The organism is Amaricoccus sp. (genome assembly GCF_036846665.1).
Classification (GTDB): Bacteria; Pseudomonadota; Alphaproteobacteria; order Rhodobacterales; family Rhodobacteraceae; genus Amaricoccus.
Window position 1 is genome coordinate 1 of record NZ_DAIUBO010000259.1, and the last position, 4,912, is coordinate 4,912.

The 4,912-nt window shown below is 77.2% G+C and carries 5 protein-coding genes; all 5 read right to left on the reverse strand.

Going from position 1 to position 4,912, the window contains the following annotated elements; translation table 11 throughout:
• Positions 1-2,088 (reverse strand): double-strand break repair protein AddB (gene addB / locus V7050_RS18075; RefSeq protein ID WP_324410963.1); only part of this gene is annotated, 2,088 nt, incomplete at its 3' end.
• On the reverse strand, positions 2,085-2,780 hold the full coding sequence (locus tag V7050_RS18080; protein WP_324365252.1) for a nucleotidyltransferase family protein: 696 nt from the start codon (positions 2,778-2,780) through the stop codon (positions 2,085-2,087). The genes V7050_RS18080 and addB, both read right to left, overlap by 4 nt.
• On the reverse strand, positions 2,777-3,799 hold the full coding sequence (locus V7050_RS18085; RefSeq protein WP_324365251.1) for an aminoglycoside phosphotransferase family protein: 1,023 nt from the start codon (positions 3,797-3,799) through the stop codon (positions 2,777-2,779). Before V7050_RS18085 ends, V7050_RS18080 begins: the two co-directional genes overlap by 4 nt.
• Positions 3,796-4,290: a tRNA (adenosine(37)-N6)-threonylcarbamoyltransferase complex ATPase subunit type 1 TsaE gene (gene tsaE, locus V7050_RS18090; RefSeq protein WP_324365250.1), complete on the reverse strand. Its 495-nt coding sequence runs from the start codon at positions 4,288-4,290 to the stop codon at positions 3,796-3,798. The genes V7050_RS18085 and tsaE overlap by 4 nt, the downstream gene beginning before the upstream one ends.
• An 82-nt stretch (positions 4,291-4,372) precedes the next feature.
• The coding region (locus V7050_RS18095) for a hypothetical protein (RefSeq protein ID WP_442885711.1) at positions 4,373-4,912 on the reverse strand (540 nt) is incomplete at its 5' end.

Here is a 4,912-nt window from a genome sequence, read left to right on the forward strand (position 1 = left end):
AAGGGGAGCGGCCGGCCGGTCGAGTTCGGCGGCGCGCGCGAGCAGCGCGGTCCCGCGGCGCCGGGCGGCCGCCAGCGCGTCCCCGCCCTCGTCCCCGATGCCGAGCAGCAGGTTCTCCAGCCGCAGCAGCCAGCGCGAGGGGACGGTGGGCGCCTCGGCGTCGCGGGCGGCGCGCGAGACGATGGCGCGGGGCGCGGCGATCGCCTGCTGGAAGTCGTGCGCGGCGAGGCCGACCGATTGCTCGGGGCTCGGCAGGCCGAGGGCGAGGCGCAGGCCACGGTTCAGCCAGGGATCGGCACCCGGGATCCGCGGCCAGATCCCCTCGTTGAGGCCGCCGAGGATCACCAGGTCGGCGGATTGCACCCGGGCCTCGAGCGTGCCCCAGATGGCGATGCCGGCATCGGTGACGACCGCCTCTTCGGGCACGTCGCGCGCCGCCATCTCGGATTGCAGGAGCGCACGGAATTGCGCCGGCGACATCGGTCCGAAGGCCTCGCCCGCCGCGGCGAGGTTCTCCATCAGCGCCCTCGCCCGGGCACCGGCCTCCTTCGCCCAGAGCCCGTGCTCGCCGCCCGCCTGATGCCCGGCGGCGAGGCTTTCCGCCGCCGCGACCTGGGCCGCCACATGGGCGGCGAGAATGCGGATCCCGGCGGTCGCGAGCGGCCTCAGCGCGCCTTCGAGCCAGGCGATCCAGGGGGCCGCTTCTGCCGGGCCCTCGGCCGCCCAGTCGCGCAGGGCGGGCCAGTCCACCACCGGCGGCCTGCCGCGCAGCTCTTCGATCTCGAGCCGCGCGGTGAGGGCGGCATGGCCGGCGCGGGCGCCGGGCGCGCTCGCAACCAGCGGATGCTTGAGGAGCGCGAGCAGCGCCGCGGGGGCGAGCGGTTCCCCGGCGAGCCCGGCGAGATGGCGCAGGAGCACGCCGGGCGGAACGAGGCCCAGCGGGCGGCCGGCGCTGTCGTCGGGGATGATGCCCCAGCGGTCGAGTTCCGCGGTGACCCTTCGTGCCAGCGTGCGGTCGGGGGTGACGAGGGCGGCGCGCAGGCCCGCCCCGGCGGCGTCGCGCAGCGCCAGCGCGATGGCGCGGCCCTCGGCGCGGGCGTCGGGCGCGTCGATCCAGGTCAGCCCCGCGGTGGCGGCGGCGAGGGAGCCGGCGAGGCCCCTGCCATCCTGGCGCCACTGGTCGGTGACCGGCGCGGGGCGGAGCGCCAGCGAGACCAGCGCGTTGCGCTCGGGCGCGGGCGGCGCGACGGGATGCCAGGGCGCCACCGCGCCGGCCTCGAAGCCGAGACTGTCGGCCAGCCGGCGGAAGCCGTGCTGGGGATGGTCGGAGGCGCCGGCCTCGCCGGCACCGAGCCGCCGCCAGACAGCCTCGGGCAGGTCGGGGTCGTGGCCCGGCAGGATCAGCGCGCCCTGCGGCAGCCGCGCCACCGCCGCCATGAAGGCGCGCGTGGCGCCGCGCGATCCGGTGGAGCCGGCGACGAGCACCGGATCGGCGGGCGCGTTCGTCGCCCAGGCGGCGGCGAGGGCCTCGGCGACGCGGCGCAGCCGGCCCTGGCCGCCGGGGATCGTGGCGGCGGCGTGGGTGGCGAGGATGTCGAGAAAGCGCAGGCTCTGCTGCCAATGGGCGGCATGGTCCCCGGCGTCGATGCGCCGGAGCGCGGCCGGGTCGATGCCCTCGCCCTCGAGGTCGTCGAGCAATTGCGCCAGGCTGTCGGCGAGGTCGAAGACCGCGGTCTCGGCAGCGCGGCCGGGCTCTGCGGCGAGAAGCGCCGCGACCAGCCGCGCCAGTTCGAGCTTGCGCGCCAGCGCCGGGCCGGGCGGCGGAAGCGCGAGCGGCAGGCGCGGATCCTCGGCGAGTTCCGCGAGCGCGCGGATCCGCGGCAGGAGCCGGGCGGGCCCGTTGGCGAAGGCCTCGGTCAGGGCGCGGCGCGCGCGCTGGGTGTTCACCCAGATCTCGATCCGCGCCATGGCCTCGGGGGGCGCGCCGGCGAGCCGGGCATCGAGGCCTTGGATCAGCGCGGCGGTGAAATCCGCGCCGGGCGGCAGGGCGAAGACGCGGGGGCCGGGGCCGGGCGCGAAGAGCGTCATCGGGCGAGCGCGGCTTCGGCGAGCGCGATGCCCTCGGGCCGGCCGACATCGGCCCAGCCGCCGCGGTGGAGGCAGCCGAAGAGCCGTCCGGCGGCGATCAGGCGGTCCCAGACCGGGTTGAGCGAAAAGACCGGTCCGGCATGGCCCGCGAGCGCGCCCGCGCGGATGATCTGCGCCCCGGCATAGACGAAATCGGCGGCGGGCGCGGCGCCGCGGCGGGTCAGGGCGCCGCCGGGAGCGGCGAAGAAATCGCCCGGCCCGGCATGGCCGGTGGCCGCGGCGCGCGGCACGAGGCAGAGCAGCGCGTCCATGCGCGAGGGATCCCAGGCCGCGGCGAGCGCGGTCAGCGGGTTCGGGCCGGACCAGACCATGTCGGCATTGAGCGTGAAGACCGGATCGGCATCGAGGAGCGGCAGCGCCCGGGCGAGGCCGCCGCCGGTCTCGAGCAGCTCCGGCTCGTGCGAGACCAGCGCCTCGGGCGCCGCGCGCGCGAGATGCGCCTGCATCTGCGCGGCATGGGCATGGGTGTTGACGACGATGCGGCCCACCCCGGCCTCGCGGGCGAGCGCCAGGGCGCGGTCGAGGAGCGGGATGCCGGCCACCTCGATCAGCGGCTTCGGCCGGTCGCGGGTCAGCGCCCCCATGCGGGTGCCGAGGCCGGCGGCGAAGATCATCAGCGCGCGCGGCGTCATGCGGCGCGGGCCGCGATGCGGGCGCGCACGGCGGGCTCGGGCGGCGGCAGGGTGTCCCCGACCCAGGCCGCGAGCGGCGCCAGCCCGGGATGGCCAAGGTCGCGCGCCAGATGGTCCCAGACGCGGGGCAGGAGGTCGAGGTAGCGCGGCTTGCCGTCGCGGCGGCAGAGCCGGGTGAAGAGGCCGAGGATCTTGAGGTTGCGCTGCGCGGAGAGCGTATGCGCGGCGAGGGAGAAATCCTGCGGATCGGCGCCGCTGGCGGCGAGGTAGCGGGCGAGCATGCGCGCGCGAAGGCCCTCGTCGATGTCGCGGCGGGCGTCTTCGAGCAGCGAGACCACGTCGTAGGCCGGATGGCCCACGAGCAGGTCCTGGTAGTCGAGCAGGCCGACGCGGGCGTGCCGGGCGCGCTCGGGCAGCCAGATCAGGTTTTCGGCATGATAGTCGCGCAGGACCGGCACCGGCGGGTCGGCGAGCAGCGGCGTGAAGGCCGCCGTGGCGAGGGTCTCGAAGCGTGCCGCGCCTTCGGCATCCGGTGCCGCGCCGGTGGCGGCGGGCAGATACCATTCCACCGCCATCCGCGCCTCGCGCAGCAGCAGCGCCAGGTCGTAGGGCGGCGGCGCCCATCGGGCATCGCCGGGCGGAAGGCCGAGGCGCTGGAGCGCGACGAGCGCGTCGATGGCCGCCCCGTAGAGCGCCTCGGCGCTGGCCCCGTCGGCGGCGCAGAGCCGCGCGAAGGTGTCGTCGCCCAGATCCTCGAGCAGGACCAGCCCCTGCGGCGGGTTCGCGGCGAGCACCTCCGGCGCGCTGAAGCCGGCGCCGCGCAGCCAGTCGGTCACCCGCAGGAAGGGCAGCGGATCGAGCCCGCTCTCGGGCGGCATGTCCATCAGGACCGCCCCGGCCGCCCCCTGCGAAAGCCGCTCGTAGCGCCGGGCCGAAGCGTCGCCCGCCAGCGGCGCCCGCCTCGCCGCGGCCCAGCCGGCCCCGGCGAGGAAAGCCGCGATTTCCGCCGCGCGGGTCATGCCGGCACGCATCCGGCGCGGCGAAGCGCCTCGGGAAGCCAGTCCCAGCCGCCCCCCGACGCGGTCAGAGTCGCGCTGCGCGCGCCGTCGTCGCCGGGCAGGAAGGCGAGCTCGATCCCGAGCGCCCTGCCGGGGCGGCTGCGGCCGAGCCGGCCGGCCCATTCCACGATGCAGATCGCCTCGGCGAAGGCCTCGGCGAGGCCGAGTTCGGCGAGTTCCTCGGCGGTGGAGAGGCGGTAGAGATCCGCGTGCCAGAGCGTGCAATCACCAAGGTCGTAGGTCTGCACGAGCGTATAGCTCGGCGAGGGTATGTCTTCGGCGCGGCCGGTCGCGGCCAGGCGTTCCGCGATCAGGGCGCGGGCGAAGGTGCTCTTGCCGGCGCCGAGTCCGCCGTCGAGCGCCACAAGATCGCCGGCGCGCAACCCCGGCGCGAGGGCACGCGCCAGACGTTCGGTGGCGGCGACATCGTCGAGAACGATCTGGATGGACAAGCCGGGTCTGGTCCCTGGTGCGCGCGTGCGCGCCGTTCTAGGAATCCCGGCGGGGCGGCGCAAGGCCCGGCGCCGCCTCCGCTCAGGCGCGCTGGGCGACGGGCTCCTCGGCCGGGGCGCCCTGCCCTTCGGGCAGCGCGGCACGGAAGGCGGTGCGGCCTTCCGCCGCAGCGATCTCCAGCCGGCCGCCGCCGGCCTCGACGATGCGCCGCGCCAGGGCGCAGCCGAGGCCTTCGGGCCTCGGGGGCTCGCCGGCGGTCTCGGCGGTGACGGTGATCTCGGCCGCGCCCGCCGTCCGGGAGACGGCGATGCCGAGCGAAGTGCCCGCGGTCGCCCGGTCCGCGGCGGCGAGGCAGAGCGCCACGGCCGCGCGCCGCAGCCTCGGGGGCCAGAGCGCGGCATCGGCGGGGATCCCGGCCTCGAGCCCGCGGGCCTTCAGCGCCCGGTCGAGGGCGGGGATCGGCCCGGCCGGGGCGTCGGGGCGCGCACGGGCGAGGTCCTGCAGCTCGCGCGAGCGGGCGAGGCCGTCGCGGAGCGCCTGCGCCGCGGCGCTGAGGCCCTTAAAGGCCTCCGGATTCGAGACGGAGGGGATCGCCGCCGTCACCTGGCGCACCGCCGTCTC

Coding starts and splice junctions, on each gene's coding strand:
- V7050_RS18080 (WP_324365252.1), bottom strand. CDS start 2,780: ATGACGCCGCGCGCGCTGATGATCTTCGCCGCCGGCCTCGGCACCCGC.
- V7050_RS18085 (WP_324365251.1), bottom strand. CDS start 3,799: ATGACCCGCGCGGCGGAAATCGCGGCTTTCCTCGCCGGGGCCGGCTGG.